General features: G+C 67.8%; 17 protein-coding genes and 1 CRISPR repeat array. Of the genes, 9 read left to right on the top strand and 8 right to left on the bottom strand.

The window, feature by feature from the left end:
• The first annotated feature begins 2 nt into the window (after positions 1–2).
• Positions 3–3,176 (top strand): multidrug efflux RND transporter permease subunit, encoded by a 3,174-nt coding sequence (locus tag RAB70_RS12495; RefSeq protein ID WP_017914984.1) that lies wholly within the window; start codon positions 3–5, stop codon positions 3,174–3,176.
• Between the two features lie 365 nt (positions 3,177–3,541).
• On the opposite strand, the gene RAB70_RS12490 is transcribed toward RAB70_RS12495, so the two are convergent.
• Complete coding sequence (locus RAB70_RS12490) at positions 3,542–4,690, bottom strand: acyl-CoA dehydrogenase family protein (RefSeq protein WP_148830066.1); 1,149 nt, start codon at positions 4,688–4,690, stop codon at positions 3,542–3,544.
• 126 nt (positions 4,691–4,816) lie between these two features.
• On the opposite strand from RAB70_RS12490, the gene RAB70_RS12485 reads away from it, so the two are divergent.
• The 4 genes from RAB70_RS12485 to RAB70_RS12470 all read left to right on the top strand — a co-directional run bounded on the left by RAB70_RS12485 (position 4,817) and on the right by RAB70_RS12470 (position 10,812).
• Positions 4,817–5,818 (top strand): metalloregulator ArsR/SmtB family transcription factor, encoded by a 1,002-nt coding sequence (locus tag RAB70_RS12485; protein WP_265531491.1) that lies wholly within the window; start codon positions 4,817–4,819, stop codon positions 5,816–5,818.
• Positions 5,815–6,960, top strand: a complete 1,146-nt coding sequence (locus RAB70_RS12480; protein ID WP_148830632.1) for a homocysteine S-methyltransferase family protein — start codon at positions 5,815–5,817, stop codon at positions 6,958–6,960. Before RAB70_RS12485 ends, RAB70_RS12480 begins: the two co-directional genes overlap by 4 nt.
• Before the next feature lie 103 nt (positions 6,961–7,063).
• Positions 7,064–9,826, top strand: a complete 2,763-nt coding sequence (gene metH, locus RAB70_RS12475; protein WP_148830630.1) for a methionine synthase — start codon at positions 7,064–7,066, stop codon at positions 9,824–9,826.
• A gap of 74 nt (positions 9,827–9,900) precedes the next feature.
• Positions 9,901–10,812, top strand: a complete 912-nt coding sequence (locus RAB70_RS12470) for an NAD(P)-dependent oxidoreductase (protein ID WP_225851540.1) — start codon at positions 9,901–9,903, stop codon at positions 10,810–10,812.
• A 250-nt stretch (positions 10,813–11,062) separates the two neighbouring features.
• Positions 11,063–13,916: a CRISPR direct-repeat array (repeat unit 31 nt; unit sequence GTCGCGCCCTCACGGGCGCGTGGATTGAAAC).
• A gap of 119 nt (positions 13,917–14,035) precedes the next feature.
• On the opposite strand, the gene RAB70_RS12465 is transcribed toward RAB70_RS12470, so the two are convergent.
• The 7 genes from RAB70_RS12465 to RAB70_RS12435 form a co-directional block, all read right to left on the bottom strand.
• Complete coding sequence (locus RAB70_RS12465) at positions 14,036–14,896, bottom strand: transporter (RefSeq protein ID WP_225851538.1); 861 nt, start codon at positions 14,894–14,896, stop codon at positions 14,036–14,038.
• Between the two features lie 39 nt (positions 14,897–14,935).
• The gene (locus RAB70_RS12460) at positions 14,936–17,038 is read right to left on the bottom strand and encodes an acyltransferase family protein (RefSeq protein ID WP_225851537.1); all 2,103 of its coding nucleotides are present in this window, start codon (positions 17,036–17,038) and stop codon (positions 14,936–14,938) included.
• A gap of 47 nt (positions 17,039–17,085) precedes the next feature.
• Complete coding sequence (locus RAB70_RS12455; protein ID WP_148827767.1) at positions 17,086–17,781, bottom strand: DUF2058 family protein; 696 nt, start codon at positions 17,779–17,781, stop codon at positions 17,086–17,088.
• A gap of 27 nt (positions 17,782–17,808) precedes the next feature.
• Complete coding sequence (locus RAB70_RS12450) at positions 17,809–18,045, bottom strand: SlyX family protein (protein ID WP_017908102.1); 237 nt, start codon at positions 18,043–18,045, stop codon at positions 17,809–17,811.
• Complete coding sequence (locus RAB70_RS12445) at positions 18,035–19,381, bottom strand: UDP-glucose/GDP-mannose dehydrogenase family protein (RefSeq protein WP_017908103.1); 1,347 nt, start codon at positions 19,379–19,381, stop codon at positions 18,035–18,037. Before RAB70_RS12445 ends, RAB70_RS12450 begins: the two co-directional genes overlap by 11 nt.
• A gap of 15 nt (positions 19,382–19,396) precedes the next feature.
• On the bottom strand, positions 19,397–20,347 hold the full coding sequence (locus tag RAB70_RS12440) for an FKBP-type peptidyl-prolyl cis-trans isomerase (RefSeq protein ID WP_148827766.1): 951 nt from the start codon (positions 20,345–20,347) through the stop codon (positions 19,397–19,399).
• Positions 20,348–20,447: 100 nt separating this feature from the next.
• Entirely contained in the window at positions 20,448–21,014 is a 567-nt protein-coding gene (locus RAB70_RS12435) for a glutathione peroxidase (RefSeq protein ID WP_148827765.1), read from the bottom strand.
• 129 nt (positions 21,015–21,143) lie between these two features.
• On the opposite strand from RAB70_RS12435, the gene RAB70_RS12430 reads away from it, so the two are divergent.
• Genes RAB70_RS12430 through RAB70_RS12415 form a run of 4 tightly spaced genes read left to right on the top strand, consistent with a single transcriptional unit; the run spans position 21,144 to position 23,618 of the window.
• Positions 21,144–21,386 carry a hypothetical protein gene (locus RAB70_RS12430; RefSeq protein WP_010344229.1) on the top strand — a complete coding sequence of 81 codons (243 nt, stop codon included), beginning with the start codon at positions 21,144–21,146 and terminating at the stop codon, positions 21,384–21,386.
• Between the two features lie 2 nt (positions 21,387–21,388).
• Positions 21,389–21,751, top strand: coding sequence for a GntR family transcriptional regulator (locus tag RAB70_RS12425; protein WP_017908106.1), 363 nt, complete (start codon positions 21,389–21,391; stop codon positions 21,749–21,751).
• Positions 21,748–22,629, top strand: a complete 882-nt coding sequence (locus RAB70_RS12420) for an ABC transporter ATP-binding protein (RefSeq protein ID WP_148827764.1) — start codon at positions 21,748–21,750, stop codon at positions 22,627–22,629. The genes RAB70_RS12425 and RAB70_RS12420 overlap by 4 nt, the downstream gene beginning before the upstream one ends.
• Complete coding sequence (locus tag RAB70_RS12415) at positions 22,626–23,618, top strand: ABC transporter permease (RefSeq protein WP_170268172.1); 993 nt, start codon at positions 22,626–22,628, stop codon at positions 23,616–23,618. Before RAB70_RS12420 ends, RAB70_RS12415 begins: the two co-directional genes overlap by 4 nt.
• Positions 23,619–23,655: the final 37 nt, after the last annotated feature.

Here is a 23,655-nt window from a genome sequence, read left to right as displayed (position 1 = left end):
CCATGCCTAAGTTCTTCATCGAACACCCGGTCTTCGCCTGGGTGGTGGCGATCCTGATCTCGCTCAGCGGCGTGATCGCCATCCTCAATCTCGGCGTCGAGTCGTATCCCTCGATCGCCCCACCCCAGGTCACCGTCAACGCCACCTATCCCGGCGCCAGCGCCAGCACCACCGAACGCTCGGTCACCCAGGTCATCGAGCAGCAGCTGACCGGCATCGACCACCTGCTGTACTTCAGCTCGTCGTCGTCCTCCAGCGGCAGCGCCACCATCACCCTGACCTTCGAGACCGGCACCGACCCGGACATCGCCCAGGTGCAGGTGCAGAACAAGGTGTCGCTGGCGACCCCGCGCCTGCCCTCGGAAGTGACCGCGCAGGGCGTGGTGGTGGCCAAGGCCAACGCCGGCTTCCTCAGCGTGATCGCGCTGCGTTCGGACAACCCGTCGATCGACCGCGACGCGCTCAACGACATCGTCGGGTCGCGCGTGCTGGAACAGATCTCGCGCGTGCCCGGCGTCGGCAGCACCCAGCAGTTCGGTGCCGAGTACGCCATGGACATCTGGTTGAACCCGGAGAAGCTGCAGGGTTACCACATGTCCGCCACGGACGTGTACAACGCGATCCGCGCGCAGAACGTGCAGTTCGCCGCCGGCTCGCTCGGTTCGGATCCGGCGCCGCAGGGCCAGTCGTTCACCGCCACGGTCAGCGCCGAGGGCCGCTTCACCTCGCCCGAGCAGTTCGAGAACATCATCCTGCGCGCCGACGGCAACGGCACCGTGGTGCGGCTGAAGGACGTGGCCCGGGTCGCGTTCGGCCCGACCAACTTTGGCTTCGATACCCAGTACAACGGCAAGCCGACCGGCGCCTTCGCCATCCAGCTGCTGCCGGGCGCCAATGCGCTGAGCGTGTCCGAGGCGGTCAAGGCCAAGATGGACGAGCTGCAGCCCAGCTTCCCGCAGGGCGTCACCTGGTTCACGCCGTACGAGAGCACCACCTTCGTCAAGATCTCGATCGAGGAGGTGGTCAAGACCCTGGCCGAGGCGATCGTGCTGGTGTTCCTGGTGATGCTGGTATTCCTGCAGAACTTCCGCGCCACCATCATCCCCACCCTGGTCATCCCGGTGGCGCTGTTGGGCACCTTCCTGGGCATGTGGGCGATCGGCTTCACCATCAACCAGCTGACCCTGTTCGCGATGGTGCTGGCGATCGGCATCGTGGTCGACGACGCGATCGTGGTGATCGAGAACGTCGAACGCATCATGTCCGAGGAGCACCTGGCGCCGAAGGCGGCCACGCACAAGGCGATGACCCAGATCACCGGCGCGGTGGTGGCCATCACCGTGGTGCTGGCGGCGGTGTTCATTCCGTCGGCGATGCAGCCCGGCGCGGCCGGCGCGATCTACAAGCAGTTCGCGATCACCATCGCCATGTCGATGGCGTTCTCCGCCTTCCTGGCGCTGAGCTTCACCCCGGCGCTGTGTGCGGCGTTCCTCAAGCCCACCCACAACGACAACCCGAACTGGGTCTACCGCACCTTCAACAAGTACTACGACAAGCTGGCGCACCGCTACGTCGGCGCGGTGGGCAACACCATCCGCCGCGCGCCGCGCTGGATGGCGGTGTTCGCCCTGCTGGTGGTGCTGTGCGGCTTCCTGTTCACGCGCATGCCGGGCAGCTTCCTGCCGGAAGAGGACCAGGGCTTCGCGCTGGCGATCGTGCAGCTGCCGCCGGGTGCGACCAAGACCCGCACCAACGAGGTGTTCGCGCAGATGCGCGGCGTGCTGCAGCAGCAGAAGGCGGTCGAAGGCATGCTGCAGGTGGCCGGCTTCAGCTTCCTGGGCCGCGGCGAGAACGTGGGCATGGGCTTCATCCGGCTCAAGCCCTGGGACGAGCGCGACATCGCCGCCGGCGACCTGATCCAGCAGTTGAACGGGATGTTCTACGGCATCAAGGACGCGCAGATCTTCGTGGTCAACCTGCCCACGGTGAACGGCCTGGGCCAGTTCGGCGGCTTCGACATGTGGCTGCAGGACCGCAGCGGCCAGGGCGAGGAAGCCCTGCTGCAGGCACGCAACATCGTGCTCGGCAAGGCCGCGCAGCGCCAGGACACCCTGGCCGGCGTGCGTCCGAACGGCCTTGAGAACTCGCCGCAGCTGCAGTTGAAGGTGGACCGCGTGCAGGCGCAGTCGATGGGCCTGTCGGTCAACGACATCTACCAGTCGATCCAGCTGATGCTGGCGCCGGTGTACGTCAACGACTTCTTCTACGAAGGCCGCATCAAGCGCGTCAACATGCAGGCCGACGCGCCGTTCCGCACCGGTCCGGAGTCGCTGCGCAACTTCTACGTGCCCAGCAGCACCGCCTCCGATAGCAGCGGCCTGCCGCAGATGATCCCGCTGAGCACGGTGGTGAGCTCGGACTGGATCTACAGCTCGCCGTCGCTGAGCCGCTACAACGGCTACTCGGCGATCAACATCGTCGGCAACCCGGCGCCGGGCGGCAGTTCCGGCCAGGCGATGAGCGCGATGGAGGACATCGTCAACAACGACCTGCCGCCGGGCTTCGGCTTCGACTGGAGCGGCATGTCGTACCAGGAAATCATCGCCGGCAACACCGCCACGCTGCTGCTGGTGCTGTCGATCGTGGTGGTGTTCCTGTGCCTGGCGGCGCTGTACGAAAGCTGGTCGATCCCGGTGTCGGTGCTGCTGGTGGTGCCGATCGGCGTGCTCGGCGCGGTGGCGTTCTCGCTGCTGCGTGGCCTGCCCAACGACATCTACTTCAAGATCGGCCTGATCACGGTGATCGGCCTGGCCGCCAAGAACGCGATCCTGATCGTCGAGTTCGCGGTGGAGCAGCGGGCGATGGGCAAGACCCTGCGCGAGGCCGCGGCCGAGGCGGCGCACCTGCGTTTCCGTCCGATCCTGATGACCTCGTTCGCCTTCATCCTCGGCGTGCTGCCGATGGCGATCTCCACCGGCGCCGGCGCCAACGCCCGCCACGCCATCGGTACCGGCGTGATCGGCGGCATGCTGTTCGCCACCGTGCTGGGCGTGCTGTTCATCCCGCTGTTCTTCGTGATGGTGCGGCGCATGCTCGGCGACAAGCTGGACGAGCCGTCGAAGGAGTTCATGCAGATGCAGGAAGCCGGCCTGGCGCGGCATCAGCCGGATCGCTGAGGAGCCGGGATGAGCAGCCATTCGGCTGCTGAAAAGCCAGGGATTCGGGAGTGGGGATTCGTGAATCCTCCTCTCGGACTTGATCCTTCCGCCTGGTAGAGGCAAACAAAGAGCGGCCGCAAGGCCGCTTTTTGTTGTCCGGGAATCTGGTCGGGAAGCGCGACCCAACACCCCATGCAGGCGGAGCGCTCCTTGAAGGCTGAGCGCTCCTTGTGGGAGGGACTTCAGTCCCGACGCATTGCAGCCCGAACCTCACTCATCCCTTTTCCACAAAAAGAAAAAAGCGGCCTTGCGGCCGCTTCTCCTGATGCCTCAACCGATTCGGGAAACGGCGAATCCCCAATCCCGAATCCCCACTCCCGGCCTCACCGCAACCCGGTCTCGTTGCGCGCGATCACCAGGCGCTGGATCTCACTGGTGCCCTCGTAGATCTCGGTGATCTTGGCATCGCGGAAGTAACGCTCCAGCGGCATCTCCTTGGAATAGCCCATGCCGCCGTGGATCTGCACCGCCTGGTGGGTGATCCACATCGCCGCCTCGGAGGCGGTCAGCTTGGCCACCGAGGCCTCGGTGGTGAAGCGCTGGCCCTGCCCCTTCAGCCAGGCCGCGCGCAAGGTCAGCAGCAGCGCCGCGTCCAGCTTGCACTTCATGTCGGCGATCTTGGCCTGGGTCATCTGGAACGCGCCGATCGGCGAACCGAACGCCTTGCGCTCCTTCACGTACTCCAGGGTCGCCTCGTAGGCGGCGCGGGCCAGGCCGATCGCCTGCGAGGCGATGCCGATGCGGCCGGCGTCGAGCACGCTCATCGCGATCTTGAAGCCCTCGCCCGGCGTGCCCAGCACCTCGTCGGCGCTGGCCACGTAGTCCTGGAACTCGATCTCGCAGGTGGCCGAGGCGCGGATGCCGAGCTTGGGCTCGGTCTTGCCGCGGTGGAAGCCGGGCTTGTCGGTGTCGACCACGAAGGCGGTGATGCCGCGCGCGCCCTTGTCCGGCTCGCTCATCGCGAACAGCACGATGTACTTGGCGACCGGGCCGGAGGTGATCCAGCTCTTCTTGCCGTTGATGACGAAGCCGCCGTCGTCCTGGCGCACCGCGCGGCACCGCATCGCGGTGGCGTCGGAGCCGGACTGCGGCTCGGTCAGCGCGAAGGCGCCGATCTCGCGGCCCTCGGCGATGGCGCGCACATACTTCTGCTTCTGTTCCTCGTTTCCGTTCTTGAGGATGCCGGCGCAGAACAGCGAGTTGTTGACCGACATGATGGTCGAATGCGCCGCATCGCCGGCGGCGATCTCGACCATCGCCAGCACATAGGCGATCGGGTCCATGCCGGCGCCGCCGTACTCTTCCGGCACCTCGATGCCCATCAGCCCGTTCTCGCCCAGCAGGCGGATGTTCTCCAGCGGGAACTCGCCGGCACGGTCGTGGTGCTCGGCGCTGGGGGCGATGCGCTCCTGGGCGATGCGCCGCGCCACGTCCTGGATCATCAATTGCTCTTCGGTAAAGCTGAAATCCACGTCGAACCCCTCCCGGGCATATTGGTCCGGCCATTGTAGCCGTGCCGACCATACGCCGGCGTGTGCAACTTGACCGGAACCGCCGCGCGGACCAAAATATCTCTATATCGCGATAGGAAGATATTTATGGATCTGGAGGACTGGTCGTCCCGGCTGAAGGTCTTCGCCGACGCCACCCGCGTGCGCCTGCTGGCACTGCTGGAACAGGAGGAGCTGACCGTGGCCGAGTTGTCGGCCATCACCCGCCTGGCGCAGCCGCGGGTCTCGACCCACCTGGCCAAGCTCAAGGAGGCCGGGCTGGTGCGCGACCGCCGCGCCGGCGTGTCGGCCTATTATCGCTTCGACGAGACCCTGCTGGACCCCGCGCAGCGTGCGCTGTGGCTGGCGCTGAGCACCGGCAGCGACGACCCGCTGCTGCGCCAGGACGCCGAGCGCGTGGCCGCGGTGCTGGCCAACCGCGCCGCCGACCAGAACTGGGCCGACTCGGTGGCCGGCGACATGGAGCGCCACTATTCGCCCGGCCGCACCTGGGAAGCGCTGGCACGCACCGCCCTGCCGCTGCTGGAGACCGGCGACGTGCTCGACATCGCCTCCGGCGACGGCGTGCTGGCCGAACTGGTGGCGCCGCACGCACGCCGCTATGTCTGCATCGACACCAGCGCACGGGTGGTGGCCGCGGCCAGCGAGCGCCTGCGCCGGCTTGGCAACGTGGAGGTGCGGGAGGGCGACATGCATGCCCTGCCCTTCGCCGATGCCAGCTTCGACCTGGTGGTGATGATGCATGCCCTGACCTACGCGACCAAGCCGGCGCAGGCGGTCTGCGAGTCGGCGCGGGTGCTGCGCCCGGGCGGCCGCCTGCTGCTGTGCAGCCTGGCGCGCCACGAGCACAAGGCCGCGGTGCAGGCCTACGGCCACGTCAACCTCGGCTTTTCGGCCAAGGAACTGCGCAAGTTCGTCGGCAAGGCCGGGCTCGAAGTCTCCAGCCTGGAAACCGTGACCCGCGAGAAGCGCCCGCCGCACTTCGAAGTGATTTCGTTGATTGCGGGGAAGCCGGGAATCGGGAGTGGGGAATCGGGAATCGAAAAAGCAAGCGCCAAGGCCAAGGTGGCCGCAGGAGATGTCGCATGAGCGCCGTCGCTCCTCCCCCATTCCCCATTCCCCATTCCCCACTCCCGGCCTTCCAATGGCTGCACCCGCAGCGCGCCGAAGCGCTGCTGCAGGCCTTGTCCCAGCGCATCCTGATCATCGATGGAGCGATGGGCACGATGATCCAGCGCCATGGGCTGCAGGAGGCCGACTATCGCGGCGAGCGCTTCGCCGAGGGCTACGACGCGCAGGCCGGGCACGTGCACGGCCCCGGCTGCGACCACGCGCCGCAGGGCCACGACCTCAAGGGCAACAACGACCTGTTGCTGCTGACCCGGCCGGAGGTGATCGCCGAGATCCACCGCGCCTACCTCGACGCCGGCGCCGACCTGCTCGAGACCAATACCTTCAACGCGACGTCGATCAGCCAGGCCGACTACCACCTGGAACACCTGGTCTACGAACTCAACAAGGCCGGCGCGCAGGTCGCGCGTGCCTGCTGCGACGCGGTCGAAGCGCTGACGCCGGACAAGCCGCGGTTCGTGATCGGCGTGCTCGGCCCGACCAGCCGCACCGCCTCGATCAGCCCGGACGTCAACGACCCCGGCTTCCGCAACACCAGCTTCGACGAGCTGCGCGCCACCTACCGCGAGGCCATCGACGGCCTGATCGACGGCGGCGCCGACACGCTGATGGTGGAGACCATCTTCGACACGCTCAACGCCAAGGCCGCGCTGTACGCGATCGAAGAGGTGTTCGACGCACGCGGCGGGCGCCTGCCGGTGATGATCTCCGGCACCATCACCGATGCCTCCGGCCGCACCCTGTCCGGGCAGACCGCCGAAGCGTTCTATGCCTCGGTCGCGCACGGGCGGCCGCTCTCGGTCGGACTGAACTGCGCGCTCGGCGCCAAGGACCTGCGCCCGCACGTGGAGACCCTGGCGCGGATCGCCGACGGCTACGTCAGCGCGCATCCCAACGCCGGCCTGCCCAACGCCTTCGGCGAATATGACGAGACCCCCGAGGAAATGGCGGCGACGCTGCGCGAGTTCGCCGAGTCCGGGCTGCTGAACCTGGTCGGCGGCTGCTGCGGCACCACCCCGGCGCACATCCGCGCCATCGCCGAAGCCGTGCGCGGGCTGCCGCCGCGCGTGCCGCTGGCGGCGCCGGCGCAGGCCGCCTGATGTCCGTCGCGCGCACGCCCGCCGCCCCCGCCCGCGCAGTCCTGCGCGGGCACGCTGCCGCCTGCGCGTGCGCCGGCACCTCCCCGTTTTTGGAACGCTGACCATGTCCTCCGCCCGCCACACCCGCCTGTCCGGCCTGGAGCCGTTGCTGCTGACCCCGGACCTGCTGTTCGTCAATGTCGGCGAGCGCACCAACGTCACCGGCAGCGCACAGTTCCGCAAGCTGATCAAGGAAGAGCGCTACGAGGAAGCGGTGGAGGTGGCGCGCCAGCAGGTCGCCAACGGCGCGCAGATCCTCGACGTCAACATGGACGAGGGCCTGATCGACTCGGAGAAGGCGATGGTGCGCTTTCTCAACCTGATCATGTCCGAGCCGGACATCGCACGCATCCCGGTGATGGTCGACTCCTCCAAGTGGAGCGTGATCGAGGCCGGGCTGAAGTGCCTGCAGGGCAAGAGCGTGGTCAACTCGATCTCGCTCAAGGAAGGCGAGGCGCCGTTCGTCGAACACGCGCGCAAGGTGCTGCGCTACGGCGCCGCGGCGGTGGTGATGGCCTTCGACGAGGTCGGCCAGGCCGACACCTGCGCGCGCAAGGTGGAGATCTGCACCCGCGCCTACCGCATCCTCACCGAGCAGGTCGGGTTCCCGCCGGAAGACATCATCTTCGATCCGAACATCTTCGCCGTAGCCACCGGCATCGAGGAGCACGACAACTACGCGGTCGACTTCATCGAGGCCACCCGCGAGATCAAGCGCACCCTGCCGCATTGCCACGTCTCCGGTGGTGTGTCCAACGTGTCGTTCTCGTTCCGCGGCAACGAGACCGTGCGCCAGGCGATCCATTCGGTATTCCTGTACCACGCCATCGCCGCGGGCATGGACATGGGCATCGTCAACGCCGGCGGCATGCCGATCTACGACGAACTGGACCCGGAGCTGCGCGAGCGCGTGGAGGACGTGATCCTCAACCGCCGCCGCGACGCCACCGAGCGCCTGCTGGAGATCGCCGAGCGCTACAAGAAAGCGGGGAATCGGGATGCGGGAATCGGGAATCGGGAAAAGCTGGCGTGGCGCGAGAAGACGGTGCGCGAGCGGTTGAGCCATGCGCTGGTGCATGGCATCGACGAGTTCGTCGAGGTCGATACCGAAGAGGCCCGGCAGCAGGCCGCGCGGCCGCTGGACGTGATCGAAGGCCCGCTGATGGACGGCATGAACGTGGTCGGCGACCTGTTCGGCGCCGGCAAGATGTTCCTGCCGCAGGTGGTGAAGTCGGCGCGGGTGATGAAGAAGGCGGTGGCCTACCTGCTGCCCTACATCGAGGCGGAGAAGCTGCGCAGCGGCGACACCGGCAAGTCCAACGGCAAGATCGTCATGGCCACGGTCAAGGGCGACGTGCACGACATCGGCAAGAACATCGTCGGCGTGGTCCTGGCCTGCAACAACTTCGACGTGATCGACCTGGGGGTGATGGTGCCGACCCAGACCATCCTCGACCGCGCCCGCGCCGAGAACGCCGACATCATCGGCCTGTCCGGGCTGATCACCCCGTCGCTGGAGGAGATGACCCACGTCGCCCGCGAGATGCAGCGGCAGGGCTTCTCGATGCCGCTGCTGATCGGCGGCGCCACCACCTCGCGCGCGCACACCGCGCTGAAGATCGACCCGCATTACGCGGCGCCGACGGTGTGGGTGAAGGACGCGTCGCGCGCGGTGGGCGTGGCGCAGTCGCTGATCTCGCGCGAACTGCGCGCGGCCTTCGTGGCCGCCAACGACGCCGACTACGCCGAGATCCGCCAGCGCCACAAGAACCGCGGCGACGCCAAGCGCCTGGTCTCGCTCGCGCACGCGCGCGGGCAGCGCTTCGACGGCGGCTGGGACGCCTACACCCCACCGGTGCCCAGGCAGCCCGGCCTGCACGTGTTCGACGACTACCCGCTGGACGACCTGGTCCCGCTGATCGACTGGACCCCGTTCTTCCAGGCCTGGGAACTGGCCGGCAAGTTCCCGGCGATCCTCACCGACGAGATCGTCGGCCAGCAGGCCAGCGAGCTGTACCAGGACGCGCGCGCGATGCTGCATCGGATCGTGGAGGAGAAATGGCTGACCGCCAAGGCCGTGTTCGGGCTGTGGCCGGCGCAGTCGGTGGGCGACGATGTTGTGGTCCTGACGGACCGGGAATCGGGAAACGGGAATGGGGAATCGTCAGGCGCGACCGCGCCGCTCGACCATTCCCGATTCTCCATTCCCCATTCCCTGCACTTTTTGCGACAACAGGTCGACAAGCCCGCCGAGCGCCCGGACTTCTGCCTGGCCGACTTCATCGCCCCGCGCGACAGCGGCAAGCAAGACTGGATCGGTGCGTTCGCGGTGACCGCCGGCATCGGCATCGAACCGCACGTGGCGCGCTTCGAGGCGGCGCACGACGACTACAACGCGATCCTGCTCAAGGCCCTCGCCGACCGCCTGGCCGAGGCGCTGGCCGAGCGCCTGCACCAGCGCGTGCGCACCGAGTTCTGGGGTTTCGCCGACGACGAGGCGCTGGACAACGAGGCGCTGATCGCCGAGCGCTATCGCGGCATCCGTCCCGCGCCCGGCTATCCGGCCTGCCCCGACCACAGCGAGAAGCAGACCCTGTTCGCCCTGCTCGATGCCGGTCGCAATGCCGGCATGTCGCTGACCGAGAGCTTCGCGATGCTGCCGACCGCCGCGGTGTCCGGCTACTACTTCAGCCACCCGCAGAGCCAGTACTTCGTGGTCGGCCGGCTGGGCAAGGACCAGCTCGCCGACTACGCCCGGCGCAAGGGTGTCTCGCTGCAACAGGCCGAACGCTGGCTGGCCTCCAACCTGGACTACGATCCGGAGTGAGCCCACGCCGACCGCAGGCGCCCCCCATAGCGCCTGTGCCGCCCCGCGCGCCTTCGAGTGCATCGCCGATGCCCATGTCCACACCGTCCCCATTGAAGATCGTGGTCACCGGCAGTGCCGGCCGGGTCGGCCGAGCGATCCATATCCGGCTCGCGCGCGCGCACCACGTCAGCGGCTTCGACCGGACGCCCTGCTCCACAACCGACTGGGTCGGCGACCTCGACGATGCCGCCCTGCTGGCGCGCGCACTGCAGGGCGTGGACGCCGTGATCCACACGGCTGCGCTGCATGCCCCGCACGTCGCGCATGTGCCGGCGGCGCGCTTCCGCCAGGTCAACGTCGACGGCACCCGCCGCGTGCTGGATGCCGCCGCGGCGGCCGGCGTGCGCCGCATCGTGTTCACCAGCACCACCGCGCTGTATGGCGACGCAGCCACTCCCGACGGCAGCGCCGGCTGGGTCGACGAGATGCTGGCGCCGCAGCCGCAAACCATCTACCACCACACCAAGCTGGAGGCCGAGGCGCTGCTGCGCGAAGCCGCCGATCAGGGCGGTCCAAGCGTGCGCATCCTGCGCATGTCGCGCTGCTTCCCGGAACCGGTCAACGTGATGGCGGCATTCCGCCTGCATCGCGGCATCGACGCGCGCGACGTCGCCGAGGCCCATGCGGCGGCATTGCGGCATGCCGGATCGGCAAGCGCGACGTTCGTGATTTCCGGCGCCACCCCGTTCCTGCGCGAAGATTGCGCCGAACTGCACACCGCAGCACCGGCGATCCTGCACCGCCGCGCGCCGACGCTGGTGGCGGCGTTCGCGCAACGCGGCTGGGCACTGCCGGAACGGATCGATCGCGTCTATTCGCCGCAACGGGCGCTGGACGCACTGGGCTGGCAACCGCGCCATGGTTTCGCGGAAGTGCTGCACCAATACGACACGCACGTGCCCGAGGTACTGCCGCCCAACGACGGGCGCGCCGTCAGCGACTGAGCGCCTGGCGCTGATCGGCACACCGGGTTCGGATGGCGGAGCAAGGATGTGCGCCGTCGGCGCGAACCGGAAGCGCCCGGGGTTTTCCCGGCCGGTTCGCGAATCCCGATAAGCACTTGATCGAAAAAGCGAAATGCCTGGGCAGCGTGAAACCTGGCAAGGCAGCCCCGCCCCCTGCACGTCGCCGCACGCCCGTTCCGCGAAATCGGCACTTTTTCCTTAGTCCCGGCCGGCAGTTATGCTGAGGGCTGTCGCGCCCTCACGGGCGCGTGGATTGAAACTCCTGCAACTGCCGGCGCTCGGCTTCGCGCCACGTCGCGCCCTCACGGGCGCGTGGATTGAAACTTGGAGTTATGGCCCAGGTACTCGAAGTCGCGGTGGTCGCGCCCTCACGGGCGCGTGGATTGAAACTTTTACGGTCGGATTCAAGGTTAAGCGCCATGCCGGTCGCGCCCTCACGGGCGCGTGGATTGAAACTTCAGGCTGGCCAGGAAACAGTCGCACAGCGCTGCCGTCGCGCCCTCACGGGCGCGTGGATTGAAACATCCAGCTCGTCGTAGGTGCGGCGGATCAGCAACCCGTCGCGCCCTCACGGGCGCGTGGATTGAAACTGGAAAACGCAGCTCTTGATCGTGGCGCGCGCAGGTCGCGCCCTCACGGGCGCGTGGATTGAAACTGCCAGTTCGGCTGGCCATTCCGACTCTCGCCGCGTCGCGCCCTCACGGGCGCGTGGATTGAAACGCATGCACGAGGCGGGGCTGCACGTCGTAGGCCAGTCGCGCCCTCACGGGCGCGTGGATTGAAACGCGTCACCACCGGCAACATCGACGGCGGCGAAAGTCGCGCCCTCACGGGCGCGTGGATTGAAACCACCGTCGGCGGTACCTTCGTCGTGTCGTGGGTGGTCGCGCCCTCACGGGCGCGTGGATTGAAACCTTCTCCGCGGCGACCTTAGTCGCCACACCATCACAGTCGCGCCCTCACGGGCGCGTGGATTGAAACCAGCTATCGACCGCTAGTTTATCCAGGTACGACTGTCGCGCCCTCACGGGCGCGTGGATTGAAACGGCCAACCAGGCGAACATGCAGCCATACTTGGACGTCGCGCCCTCACGGGCGCGTGGATTGAAACAATAAGTAGCGCGGAATGAGCAGCCGCACCGAGTGGTCGCGCCCTCACGGGCGCGTGGATTGAAACCAGCATGGTGCGCTGTACATCCCCGCGGGCTCCACCGTCGCGCCCTCACGGGCGCGTGGATTGAAACTGCTTCTTGTCGGGGGTGTGCGTGGGCGTTCTTGGTCGCGCCCTCACGGGCGCGTGGATTGAAACCAGTTCGGCATGCCCATAGCCGTCACGGCGCGGTTGTCGCGCCCTCACGGGCGCGTGGATTGAAACCAAAACGCGGATGCGCTCGCCCATCGCAGCGTGTGTCGCGCCCTCACGGGCGCGTGGATTGAAACTGGTCGTACCGCTCACCGATGGCCTCGGCCACGCGGTCGCGCCCTCACGGGCGCGTGGATTGAAACTTCTGCAGCGACGCAACACCTGCCAGGACTAAGTGTCGCGCCCTCACGGGCGCGTGGATTGAAACGCCGTTGTCTTCGCCGCCCTTACCGCGTGCATGTGTCGCGCCCTCACGGGCGCGTGGATTGAAACCTGCGTCCTCCTCCGGGCCGGCATCGCCTTCGAGCGGTCGCGCCCTCACGGGCGCGTGGATTGAAACTATCGTTCCAGCGCGCCGATCATCGACGCCAACGGTGTCGCGCCCTCACGGGCGCGTGGATTGAAACAAAGAATTTTTGCAGGACTGTGTGACCTGATTACCGTCGCGCCCTCACGGGCGCGTGGATTGAAACCCATCTGCCAGCACTGGTTCGGCCACCGCGCGCGCGTCGCGCCCTCACGGGCGCGTGGATTGAAACCTCTGGAACAACGATCGCTGATTCGCTGCTGAAGGTCGCGCCCTCACGGGCGCGTGGATTGAAACCCGCTCAACAAGCCGGTGCTCGTCACCGACGTCCTGTCGCGCCCTCACGGGCGCGTGGATTGAAACCTGTACGAACCGCGGCGGCGGCCGCTGCAGGCGGTGTCGCGCCCTCACGGGCGCGTGGATTGAAACCCGTTGTCCACGAAATAGCTGGCGCCGCCGCTGCGTCGCGCCCTCACGGGCGCGTGGATTGAAACATGATCCACAACGCGTGGACGATCGCCGTCGGCAAGTCGCGCCCTCACGGGCGCGTGGATTGAAACTTCGCTGCGGCGGTCAGGGTCATGCGTAGTCTCCATGTCGCGCCCTCACGGGCGCGTGGATTGAAACATCTCAGCGACGGTCTTCAGCAACTCGTTGCAGGTGTCGCGCCCTCACGGGCGCGTGGATTGAAACTCACCAATCCAGCCAAGTACTACCGCGGCGCCTACGTCGCGCCCTCACGGGCGCGTGGATTGAAACGGTCCACGACTCATGCAGCGTCACCGACGCCACCGTCGCGCCCTCACGGGCGCGTGGATTGAAACCGGATCGTGGTGGCGGCGCCCATCGTGTAGCTCTTGTCGCGCCCTCACGGGCGCGTGGATTGAAACCTCTCCACGCTCGCGTCGCCGCCTCCCATTTTCGTCGCGCCCTCACGGGCGCGTGGATTGAAACACGTACAGTGCTTTTTCACCGACTACCGGGTCGTGTCGCGCCCTCACGGGCGCGTGGATTGAAACGATGCACGGTCGTGGTAGATGGAGTGATGTACGAGGTCGCGCCCTCACGGGCGCGTGGATTGAAACTTGCTGCGCCATTCCTCAACCAACGCACGCAACTGGTCGCGCCCTCACGGGCGCGTGGATTGAAACGTAGATCAGCCTGACGAGCCGCGCATAGCGCGGGCGTCGCGCCCTCACGGGCGCGTGGATTAAAACCCTAATCGGGGTTGCCTCGCGCGGCACTCGCGCAGTCGCGCCCTCACGGGCGCGTGGATTGAAACGCATCGGACAGCGGGGAGAATAATCAGTGAGCGCCGTCGCGCCCTCACGGGCGCGTGGATTGAAACCTGGCTTGCAAGATCGACGCGCTGGTCGGTTCCGGTCGCGCCCTTACAGGCGTGTGGATTGAAACCCCTTGCCGGCAGGACTCGCTCACGCATGCCTGTCCCGCCATCCAAGGCGCCTGGGTGGAACCGTGCAGGCCCTTGGTTGCGCGTAGGCGCGATTCACGACATCACCGCACCATTGAACTCAGCGCAGCAACACCGAAATGCCGAGGCCGCCCTGCCAGTCCGGGGTCTGCGACGACAGGCCGCGCAGCACCGACAGATCCAGTTGCACGCGGTTGGCGAACAGCCAGGTGACGCCGCTGCCAAGCGCACGCATCTCGTCCTCGCCGCCGCCGATGCCGGCCTCGACGTAGGCGCTCAGCGTGTCGCCGGCGTAGAACGTGTAGCTCGGCGAGATGCTCCAGCCGGAGCCGTCCTCGCTGTCGCTGACATTGCCGTACAGCGCCAGGCTGCGCCCCTCCGGCAGGTCCCAGCCGGCGCTCACGCCCAGGTCGTAGCGGTGGCCGGCATCGCCGTACGGCGCGCGCCCGACCGGCAGGCTGGCGCTGCCGAGCAAGGCCCAGCTGACGCGGTCGCTGGCGCTGGGCAAGGCCTGCTTCAAGCCGATACTGGCGTCGCCGCCACTGTGCCCGCGCTGGTCCTGCCCGCCACCATGCACGCGCTGCCACACCTGGCTGTCGATCGCCAGCTGCAACTCGGTGCGCGCGCTCAGGCCGAACCGCAGCCGGCTGTTGGCGACGTATTCGGTGCTGCGCACGTCGCCGTCGCGGTCGTAGCTGCCATCGAAGAACGCCTGCTCCCAGGCCAACTGTCCACGCTGCAGGGTGGTCGAGGCGAAGCCGATACCGGGCCGGTCGAACGCCGGCGTGTCCTCGGCGCAGGCCACGCCGGCAGTGCCGGTAGTGGCCGCCAGCAGCAGCAGCGCCCCGCGCAGCAGCACATCGCCGCGGCGGCGCAACTGCGGCCGGCGGCCATGGTGGGTGGCGACGAACGACGGCACCGCCCGCGATCGCTGCGGCGCGAGAAAAGGCAGAACAGGCATGCGCGAACTCCTTGCGATGCGGGAGCGGAGGGCTGCGCCTCAAGGCGCCGGCGGCGAGTGTGCCTGGATCGCCGCAATGTGCGATGTGAAGCCCGGCAGCAGCACCCGGTTGCCGTAGCCGCTGAGGTGATCGGCATCGAAGAACAGCGGGCGCCCGTCGCGGCTGCCGCTGCAGTACTGCGCGTCGCACAGCAGCGGCAACGGATCCCACACCGAGGCATGCGGCAGCTGCGCGGCGATGCGCTGCAGGCTCTGCAGTACCGGCGCACGGTAGCGCTCCATCGTCGCGCGTGGGATCGGGATGCCGCGCGCGCAGATCGGATTGCCGCGGTTGAACCAGTCCGAACAGCGATACGGCGGCGCGCGCAGCACCGGCTTGGGCGCTTCGAAGACGATGCGCACGCCGCGCTGCGCCAAGGGCTGCAGCAGCGCGACCGCAGCCGCTTCGCCAGCGCTGCGCGCGGCCTGCGCCTCGGCACCCTCCTGCTCGGCCATCGCCGCGGTCTCGTCGAACAGGCGGTCCTGATCGGCCAGGCGCAGCACGCGCAGGGCGGGCAGAAACAGTACATCGCCGTCGCGCGCGTGCGCGGCGACGTCGGCCAGGGTGCTGCGCTCATAGGCCTGGCAGCCGGGATTGCTGGCCTGCCAGGCCTGCAGGCCGACGATGGGGCAACCGCCGACACCGTAAAGTCGCACCGGCACCCCGCTCTGCAGCGCGAAGCGCCGCAGCAGTTCGTTGTAGGCCAGCGCATGCGAGTCGCCGGCCACGAACACCTGGCCGCCGTCATCGCGGTTGGGCAGCGTGCAGGCGCCGCGCTCGAACAGCTTGGCGCTGCCCACCTGCACCGGCACCTGGCGGGTCTGCAGCGCGCACTGCGGAAACTCCCGGCGCAGGCCCTTGGCATAGGCGTACCAGTCCAGCGGATGCCGGCTGACCGTGCTCAACCCGTAATAGCGCTGGGCGTTCTGCAGCAGCGCATGGGTGCCGCCGGCGAGCAGCACCAGGCCCAGCCCGGCGACGATGGTCCGCGCCGGCGTGCGTGCGCGGCCGATGCGGCCATGCCGCCACGGCAGCTCCACCCAGCGGTACGAGGCCAGCGCCAGCAAGGCGACCAGCAGCAGCGCCGCGGCTCTGGTCGGCGCCGATTCCAGACCAACGGTCCAGCGGAACAGCACGAACACCGGCCAGTGCCACAGATACAGCGAGTACGACACGCGGCCGATCGCCACCGGTACGCGGTGCGCCAGCGCGCGCCGGGTCCAGCCGGCCGGGGCGCCATGCAGCAGCGCCAGCAAGGCGAGTGTGCCCAACACCGGCCACAGTCCATCCGGCCACGGCGAGTGGCCGGGACGCGCGCACCACAGGCCGACCACCACCGCCGCCAGCGCCATCGCCAGCAACGGCGAACGCCAGCTCCAGGCGCCCGGCGGCGGCGCCTGCGTCCCGGCCTCGAAGCGTCCGCGCAGCGCCAGCACCTGGTACAGCAACACGCCGCTGCCCAGTTGCCAGAAGCGTGCGGTGGTCAGGTAGAACGCGGCCACCGCATCGCCGGCATCGCGGCTATGCCGCCAGGCGAACGCCAGCGAGGCGGCCGAGGCCAGCGCCACCAGCAGCGTCGACCACACCCGACCGCGGCCGCCACGGTTCCAGGCCAGGAACAGCAGCGGGAACAGCAGATAGAACTGCTCCTCCACGCCCAGCGACCAGGTATGCGTGTACGGATTGAATTCGGCCTTGGGCGAGAAGTAATCGTTGCCGGTCGCGGCCAGCACCCAGTTGCTGAGGCCGACGAAGGCCATGCGCCCGGTCCTGGCGCTGGTCTCGCTGAGCCAGGACTCGGGAATGAACAGGCCGCTGGCCAGGGCCGTGACCAGCAGGCACGCCACCAGGGCCGGCGCGATGCGGCGCAGGCGCCGCGCATAGAACTGCGCGAACACGCCCAGCTGTCCGGCCGCCGGCAGGCGCTGCAACGACGCGCTGACCACGAAGCCGGAGATCACGAAGAACATATCCACGCCGGTGAACCCGCCCGGCAGCCACGCCGGATCGAGGTGGTAGGCGATCACCGCCAGCACCGCGATCGCGCGCAGCCCGTCCACGTACGGCAGATAGCCGCCGCCGGCCTGCGCGTGCGGCGGCATGTGGCCGCGCCCGGCGGCCAGCGTGCCCGTCCCTGGCAGCGCCACGTTTACCAGACCAGATCGTCGGGGATCTGGTACTTGGGATCGGCGTAGGGGTCTTCTTCCGCCGTCGCGTTCGGATCGACCCGCAGCGCCACCGCCGCCGGGAAGATCGCTTCGGCCTGGTCCAGCAGCGCCGCGGTCACCAGCAGGTAGCGACCGTTCTGCTGCAGCACGCCCAACTCGCCGGCGTTGAGCGCCTTGAGCTGGTCGGCGGTGACGTAGATGCGCTTGATCTTGCCGCCATAGGGGAAATGGCGGGCGATGTCGGCCTCGGCGTGGTTCAGCGCCTGGCCCTTGAGCAGTTCGTCGAGCTTGGCGCGCGCCTCGCGGCGCAGGCGCGCTTCTTCCTGCTTCTGCCGCTCGGCCTCGATGCGCTCGTCCTTCTCGCGCTGGGCACGGATCGCATAGGCCTTGGCCAAGTCGATGTCCTCGCGGCTGCGCGGCGGTCGCCCCGGCTGGCCGCCAGCGCCCTGCGGCTTGCCCTGGCCAGCGCCGTTCCCGTGCGGACGGCCGCGCCCGCCGCCAGGCTTGCCGGCGTTGGGCGCGCCGCCGGGAGCGCGCTCGCCGCGCGCCCCGGCCGGTGCCGGGCGCTGGCCCGGCCGTCCCTGCGGCCGCGGCGCGGCAGGCGGGGCTTTGCGTTCGGGTTTCGGCGCGGGCTTGAAGCCCAGGCCCAGCAACTGCTCGCGGAGGGTATCGCTCATCGGGACGGCATCGGTCGGTTCGGGGGATCAGTAATGCGGCGGCGGCGGTTCGTCGGCCGGATCGGCGTAGAGCGTGCTGCGCACCTTGCCCAGATCTTCGAGCAGGTGACGCAGCAACTCGGCGTTGCGCTGGCTTTCGATACGCGCTTCGGCCAGGGCATCGCTCATTTCCGACAGCGCCTGCTCCTGGAAGGAGAGGCGCGTTTCCAGCTCGATCAGGCGGTTTTCCAGCAACCGATCCTGGGTGGAAAAATCATGCTGCATGGATCGAACGTCCGCGGCCGATGCCGTAGTACGCCAGGCCGAAGCTCTCGATTTCCTGCGGATCGTAGAGATTGCGGCCGTCGAACACCACCGCATCGCCGATCAGCTCCTTCATGCGGGTGAAGTCGGGGCTGCGGAACTGCTTCCACTCGGTGACCACCGCCAGCGCATCGGCGCCTTCCAGCGCGTCGAAGGCATCGTCGCAGAAATGCAGATCGGCGCGCTCGCCGAAGATGCGCTTGGCCTCGTCGGTCGCCTCCGGATCGTAGGCACGCACCGTCGCGCCCGCCTCCCACAGTTGCGCCAGCAGGCGGCGGCTGGAGGCGGCACGCATGTCGTCGGTGTTGGGCTTGAAGGCCAGGCCCCACACCGCGAAGGTCTTGCCCTTCAGCGACTGCGCCGCACCGTAGTGGCGCTGGATCAGCTCGTACAGATGGCCCTTCTGCGCCTCGTTGACCGCTTCCACCGCATCCAGCAGCCGGGGCGCATGCCCGACCTGCTGCGCGGTACGCGCCAGCGCCTGCACGTCCTTGGGGAAGCACGAGCCGCCGTAGCCGGCACCCGGGTAGATGAAGTGCCAACCGATGCGCGGATCCGAGCCGATGCCCTGGCGCACCTTCTCCACGTCGGCACCGACGCGCTCGGCGATGTTGGCGATCTCGTTCATGAAACTGATCTTGGTCGCCAGCATCGCGTTGGCCGCGTACTTGGTCAGTTCGGCCGAGCGCACGTCCATCTCCACGATGCGGTCGTGGTTGCGATTGAACGGCGCGTACAGGCGACGCAGGCGCGCGGCCGAGCCGGGCTTGCTGCTACCGATGACGATGCGGTCCGGGCGCATGCAATCGGCGACGGCATCGCCTTCCTTCAGGAACTCCGGGTTGGAGACCACGTCGAACTCGATCGCCTCGCCGCGCGCTTCCAGCTCGGCGGCGATCGCCGCGCGCACCTTGTCGGCGGTGCCGACCGGCACCGTCGACTTGTTGACCACGATGGTCGGCCCCTGGATGTGCTGGCCGATGGTACGGGCCACCGCCAGCACGTACTGCAGATCTGCGCTACCGTCCTCGTCCGGCGGCGTGCCGACGGCGATGAACACGATATCCCCATGCGCGATGGCGCTGGCCGCATCGGTGGTGAAGAACAGCCTCCGTGCGGCGTGATTGGCCTTGACCATCGGCGAGAGGCCAGGCTCGTAAATCGGGACCACGCCCTTGTTGAGCCCATCCACCTTGGCCTGGTCGATGTCTACGCACACCACATGGTGGCCGACTTCGGCCAGACAGGTTCCGGTGACGAGCCCGACATAGCCGGTGCCGAATATCGCTACGCGCATGTAATCTCCTTTCGGTTATTGAAGGATGTTCAAAAGTTCCACGTCGAAGGTCAACATCGCATCCGGGCCGATCGGGCTGCCCGGCATTCCCTGCGGGCCGTAGCCCAGATTGGACGGAATCCAGAAGCGGTACTTGGACCCCACCGGCATCAGCGCCACGCCCTCGCTCCAGCCCGGCACGACCTGGTTCAGCGCGAACTCGGCCGGCTGGCCGTTCTTGTAGGAGCTGTCGAAGACGGTGCCGTCGAGCAGCTTGCCCTCGTAGTTCACCCGCACCTTGCTGCTGGACGTGGGCCGCGCGCCGCTGCCTTCGCGCAGCACCATGTACTGCAGGCCGGACGGGGTGGTGATCACGCCCTTCTGGTTCTTGTTCTGCGCCAGGAAGGCATTGCCTTCCTGCTTGTTCTTGGTCGCCACCGCGGCCTGCTTGGACGCACCGAAGGCCTGCAGCGTGGCCATCGCCTGCTCCTGGGTCATCGCGGTCTGGCCCTTGGCGAACACCGTGCGCACCGCGCCCATCAGCGTCGGCAGATCGATGTCGTTCTGGATCCGCGCCAGCGACGGACCGACCGCACGGTCGCCCAGCATCAGGCCCACGTTCTCCTTGGACACCGGCGGCGGCTGCGTGCCCGGCGCCATGCCCGGCACCGGCTGGCCGTTGCGCGCGGCCAGCTGCGTGCGCAGCGCGGTATCGGTGGCCTGGGTCTGCTCATCGGACAGCAGCGGCTTGCCCTGCTTGAAGGCGTTCTCGATCGCGCGCTGCATCGCGTCCACGTCGATGTCCTGGGCGATGGGCTCGAACGAACGCGCCACATCCATGCCGATCGCGTAGCTGACCTTCTGCTTCTCGGTGCTCAGCGTCGTCGCCGTGCCGCCGGCCGCCGGCGCCTGCGCGGACGCGTGACCGGCGACCATCGCCATCCCCACCACCAGCGACGCCACGGCGCCGCGCATTCCCATCTTCATTCGCTACTTTCCCTGGAAGTGAACTGTGAACTGGACGCGCCGAACTGGCGCAGACAGAGGCCGGCATTGTCGCATGTGCGGCCGAGATGTTGACCCGCTTTCAGTGCGACGCCGGCTGCGCTTTCAGTTCGCGTTCGATGGCACTGCGCAAGGCCGGATCGTCCGGCGTGACCTTGCTCGGGAATTGCGCGACCACGCGCCCATCGCGCGCGATCAGATACTTGTGGAAATTCCAGCCCGGCGCCACGCCGGTGGCCTGGGTCAGTTGCTTGTACAGCGGCGTCGCATCGTCGCCGATCACGTGCACCTTCTCGAACATCGGAAACTTCACCCCGTAGGTGAGCGTGCAGAATTCCTGGATCTGCTTCTCCGATCCGGGCTCCTGGCCCTTGAAGTCGTTGGATGGGAAGCCGAGCACGCTGAAGCCATGCGCCGCGTACTGCTGCTGCAGCTTCTCCAGGCCGTCGTACTGCGGGGTGTAGCCGCACTTGCTGGCGGTGTTGACCACCAGCAGCACCTTGCCGCCGTAGGTCTTGTTCAGGTTCACCTTCTCCTTGCCGGCCAGCGGACGGTAGTCCCGGTCCAGCAGAGAGCCGGCCCAGGCACTGCCGACGGTGCCGGCAGCGGCCAGGATCGCGAGGAAAAACAGACGCTTGGAAAGTTTCATGGGGCACCGTCGAGTAGAAGAAGGGAGTGACGCACGACCAGGTCGGAATTTGGGTCTGCAGCGTGTTGACATGCCGTGTAACGGTGTTATAGTTAAATACAACACCACTCACCCAGAGCAGGTCCCACGATGAATCTCAAACGCCTCCAGCGCAGTCTTCCGGCCCTGGTCATCGTCGGCACCCTGCTCTGCGCGAGCTGGATCGGCGCCCAACGCCACCAGGGACGGCCGCTGGATTATGGCGCCAGCACGCCGCACGACGACAGCGCCGCCGGCGCCGCACCTTCCACCGTCCCGGCGGTGCGGCGTCTGCGGGCTTCGCTGTCCGTGCCTTATTTCTCCTTCGCGCGCACCCTGCGCCCACGGAGCTGACCATGAGCGATATCCAATGGAGCGACGGCGCTCCGATCTACCGCCAGCTGAAGGAGCGCGTCATCGCGATGATGCTCGACGGCATCCTCAAGCCCGGCGACGCCCTGCCCTCGGTGCGCCAGGTGGCTGCCGAGTACCAGCTCAATCCGATCACCGTCTCGCGCGCCTACCAGGAACTGGCCGACGAGGCCCTGGTCGAGAAGCGCCGCGGGCTGGGCATGTTCATGACCGAGGAAGCGGCGCAGAAGCTGCGCGGCAGCGAGCGCGAGCGCTTCCTCAACGAAGAGTGGCCCCTGGTGCTGGAACGCATCCAGCGCCTGGGCCTGACACTGCAAGACTTGTTGCCACCGGGGAAAACGCCATGACTGCCGCTGTCGCCGCATCCGAATCCGTCGTCTACGCGCAGGGGTTGCGCAAGACCTACAACAACAAGCCGGCGCTGGCCGATGCGTCTTTCGCCATCGCGCCGGGCCGCATCGTCGGCCTGATCGGCCCCAACGGTGCCGGCAAGACCACCGCGCTGAAGGCGGTGCTGGGCCTGACCGCCGTGGAAGGCGAACTGCGCGTGCTGGGCATGGACCCGCGCAAGCAGCGCGACGCGCTGATGAACGAGGTGTGCTTCATCGCCGACGTGGCGGTGCTGCCGCGCTGGATGCGGGTCAGCGAGGCGATCGACTTCGTCGCCGGCGTGCATCCGCGCTTCGATCGCGCCAAGTGCGAGCGCTTCCTGGCCAACACCAAGCTCTCGCCCAAGCTGCGGGTGCGCGAGATGTCCAAGGGCATGATCGTGCAACTGCACCTGGCCCTGGTCATGGCGATCGACGCGCGCCTGCTGGTGCTGGACGAGCCGACCCTGGGCCTGGACATCCTGTACCGCAAGGAGTTCTACCAGCGCCTGCTGGAAGACTACTTCGACGAGCAGAAGACCATCGTCATCACCACCCACCAGGTGGAGGAGATCGAGCACATCCTCACCGACGTGCTGTTCATCCGCGACGGTCGCATCGTGCTCAGCGCCGACATGGAGCACATGGCCACCCGCTACACCGAACTGCTGGTGCCGGCCGAGCGCATCGAGGCGGCGCGCGCGCTGCAGCCGATCGACGAACGCGGCCTGCCGTTCGGCAAGTCGGTGTTCCTGTACGACGGCGTGCCGCAGGCGCAGCTGACCGCACTCGGCGAAACCCGCACCCCCGGCCTGGCCGACCTGTTCGTCGCCATCATGAAGGGCACCTACGCATGAACGCTCCCGCCAAATCGATCTCTCCCGTGTCCACCTTCAAGTGGCTGCTCAAGCGCGAGTTCTGGGAACACCGCGGCGGTTTCCTGTGGGCCCCGGTCATTACCGGCGGCATCGTCGCCACCCTGTACACGGTGCTGTCGATCATCGGCAGCATCGCCGGCCGCAACCACGGCGGCGGCGTACGTCTGAACGATGTGCAATGGGAAGGCCAGGCCAACAATGCCCACCAGATCATCGGCGCGGTCGGCGACGGCACCATGCTCGCCGGGGTGATCCTGGCCTGCATCGTGGTCGGCTTCGTGGTGTTCTTCTACGCGCTGGGCGCGCTGTACGACGACCGCCGCGACCGCAGCGTGCTGTTCTGGAAGTCGCTGCCGCTGTCGGACACCGGCACCGTGCTGTCCAAGGCCGCCTGGGCGCTGCTGCTGGCGCCGCTGCTGGCGATCGGCATCGGCCTGCTGATCGGTCTGGCACTGTGGGTGGTCACCGCCCTGACCCTGTCGGTCAACGGTATCCCGCAGAGCACCGCGGTCTTCACCGAATCGCACCCGCTGCGCATCATCGGCATGGTCCTGGCCGCACTGCCGGTGCAGGTGCTGTGGTCGCTGCCGGCGATCGGCTGGCTGATGCTGTGCTCGGCCTGGGCGCGCAGCAAGCCGTTCCTGTGGGCGGTGCTGATCCCGATCCTGGGCTGCGTGATGGCGAGCATGATGGGCATCCTGCCGATGCTCGATGTCAACCACAACCTGATCTGGTACACCGTGGTCTACCGCGGCCTGCTCAGCGTGCTGCCCGGCAGCTGGGGTCCGGTGCTGAACGAGCAGGTGGCCGAGACCCACATCAGCGGTCCGCAGGATCTGGTCAATGCGATCCATCTCGGCGACAGCTGGGTGCTGTTCCGCGACCCCGACATCTGGATCGGCGCCGCGGTCGGCGTGGCCTTCATCGTCGCCGCGATCTACGTGCGCCGCTGGCGCGACGAAGCCTGATCGCACCTCCGTCTCTCTTCCCTTTTCCGCAAGGAGT

Origin of the sequence: Xanthomonas sontii (genome assembly GCF_040529055.1) — a bacterium.
Lineage (GTDB): Bacteria > Pseudomonadota > Gammaproteobacteria > Xanthomonadales > Xanthomonadaceae > Xanthomonas_A > Xanthomonas_A sontii.
Note: the sequence above shows the minus strand (reverse complement) of the source record. Positions and strands in the feature narration are given on the sequence as shown.